The organism is Xylanibacter rarus (assembly GCF_001275135.1).
GTDB lineage: Bacteria > Bacteroidota > Bacteroidia > Bacteroidales > Bacteroidaceae > Prevotella > Prevotella rara.
In genome coordinates this window covers 1-2,675 of the sequence record NZ_LFQU01000066.1, presented here as the reverse complement: position 1 = coordinate 2,675, position 2,675 = coordinate 1, and the positions used below count along the sequence as shown (strand labels likewise).

Sequence of the window (2,675 nt, the reverse complement as noted above, 5' to 3'; positions counted from 1 at the left end):
GCAAAACCCCAAACCACGTTGCATAAGCACTACGTTTGCTAATGTGCCGGCGGATCTGCGCTCCGCCGGAATTGAGTATCAGGATTTGCAATCTGATTACTTCCTATTTGACTTCACCTTATATCTTTAATGCAAACTTAGCATTAGATTTTTCATTACTCACTTCGTAAGGCAGCGGTATTTTTAGCGGATCAAAGATCCTTATACTCAATTCCGGCGGAGCGCAGATCCGCCGGTACATTAGTCTTGTTGATTATTATCGAAGATTAATTCTATTGATTGTCGGATGCGCTCGGCATAACCAAATATAATTTACTTATGCTCTCACTTGCAGGTTGAAGTAATTCATAATTGGATTAAACTGAACGACATTTCATAATTAGCTGCGCTGAACCACGTTTCACAATTAGCTAATGCTGAACTACGTTTCATAATTAGCAAACACAGAAATGGATTTCATAATTGGATTAAGCAAAACCCCAAACCACGTTGCATAAGCACTACGTTTGCTAATGTGCCGGCGGATCTGTGCTCCGCCGGAATTGAGTATAAGGATCTTTGATCCGCTAAAAGTACCGCTATATTATGAAAGTGAATAATGACAAACGAAGTTCGACGTTAGTCAATTCAATGTTTTACTACAAGAGATAGGAAGTAATCGGATCATAGATCCTTATATTATATTCCGGCGGAGCGCAGATCCGCCGGAACATTAGCATTGTTGATTCTTTTCGCAAGCACTACGTTAGCATTTGGATTTTTCACTCTTCACTCTTAACTCTTCACTTCCGTCAGGCGTTTTTCACTTTTAATTTTTCATTTTTAATTGCGCTTTGCGCCTGCTCTTCACTTAGAAAAAGCTCCTTTAACTACCGAGAAACAAAAGCCTCCCACGGGGGAGGTTTGGTGGGGCTTTCACTCTTTAATTGCGCTTTTGCACCTGCCTGCTTTTCACTTAATTTCCACTATTTCCCTTACGAAGAACACGCCGTCGTAGTCTTCGGCGAAGCCGGTGTCCCATTTGCCGTTATATTCCAGTCGCAGAGTTACGTCTACAGGGTTGCCGTTCTTCTGTCCTCCCGTTATCTTGTCGTACATATCCTCCAGGCGACCGGTCTTGTCCACTATCCAGTATTCGTCATCCGTCCCGTCGGGCCTGAAGGAGCGCACCTCATGAGCCAGACTCATCTCGCCCTTCATCGTGTAAAGTACATCGCGCGACAAGGTGCTGTCAGGCTCATCACATAGCGTTACGCTGTTTTCGTCGAACAGAGGAGCGTCCTGACCAATCTCTACAAACACCACCTTGCCCGGATGGCCGTCATACATCTCAAAATATCTGCTTCCGCTGTTGCCTACGCCCCATCCGTTGCATGTCGATGCCACAGGCTCCGTCTTCATAAGCTCATCCGTTGCCTTGGCATAGTCGCCGTCAGGAACCATCACGTAGCGTTTCACGCCCTCGCGCCCTGACTTCACCTGCTTAAACTTGCCCGGCTGTTCCTTGTCCCATTCTCCGGCCTTCTCAATGGCGTCTATCACCCCGTTGATGTCATTGCCGTTGATGCTGAACACCTGAATAAGCCTGTGCGGCCTCTCGTCGCCGTCTCTCACCATCACGATGCCCGGAAGCAGCGGATCGGCCATCAGTCTTATCTTATCGTTACGCTGAACCCTCAGCTTCATCCCGGCACCTTTCAGTTCACGCCATTCAAAGCCGGCATGTGCAGTACGCTGCACTCTTCTGCCTTTTATAGGCTCATTGATAGCCGACTTGCGCACATACACCACCTTGTTCATGCGCCTTTCAAGTGTCAGCGTGTCTTTAGCAACGTCGATAATGCGCAGCGTGTCAGAGAAATTTATCGTCTGTCCGTTGCCGATGCTCTCTCCGTCAAGTATAAGGCGGTCGCCTTCAGTCCTCCAGTAACAGTATCTCAGCGTAGCCATACCGATAGACTCCGCGCTGCCGTCGTCGTTAAGACACATGCCCCGCATGTATGCTATTTCCTTAGGCACCTGCTCAATCCAGCATCCCGTCAGGTCTGTTTCGCATCTTCCTGCAAGCGGACTAAGCATCAAAGCCGCCAATAAAACCTATCTTTTCCATCTTTTCCTCCTTATTCTATACGTTAATAAACTTCTACGGCACAAATATATGAAATAATTGATTAGCAATAAGCGCCGTTAAGATTTTTACTCTTTAATTGTCCTTTTTCAACAGAAGCCCATCTGGCTTTTGCGCCAACTCTTAGTTCTTCACTCTTCACTTCCGTCAGGCGTTTTTCACTTTTAATTTTTCATTTTTAATTGCGCTTTGCGCCTGCTCTTCACTCTTATCTTTTCACTTAAATACGCACTACGTTTACTATTGACTCTAACTTCTATAACTACTTTAACTACTATAACTACCAACAATATTAGCATTTGGAACTGCGGTATTTTTAGCGGAGCGCAGCTCCTAATATTATATTCCGGCAGATTGCAAATCAGCCGGCACATTAGTCTTGTTGATTATTATTGATCGTAATATATTGAAAAAATCCACAGCACTACGTTTGCATTTGGCTTTAACTCCTATAACTACTTTAACTACTCTAACTACCAGAGTTAAGAAGATATGAAAGCAAGCACTACGCCGGCACATTAGCATTTTAAGTGAAGAACGAAAAGAG

Annotated in this window: 1 protein-coding gene; it reads right to left on the bottom strand. The window is 45.0% G+C overall.

The window, feature by feature from the left end:
- Positions 1 to 951: 951 nt before the first annotated feature.
- The gene (locus ACU52_RS14485; RefSeq protein ID WP_053399319.1) at positions 952 to 2,079 is read right to left on the bottom strand and encodes a lipocalin-like domain-containing protein; all 1,128 of its coding nucleotides are present in this window, start codon (positions 2,077 to 2,079) and stop codon (positions 952 to 954) included.
- Between the last annotated feature and the right edge of the window lie 596 nt (positions 2,080 to 2,675).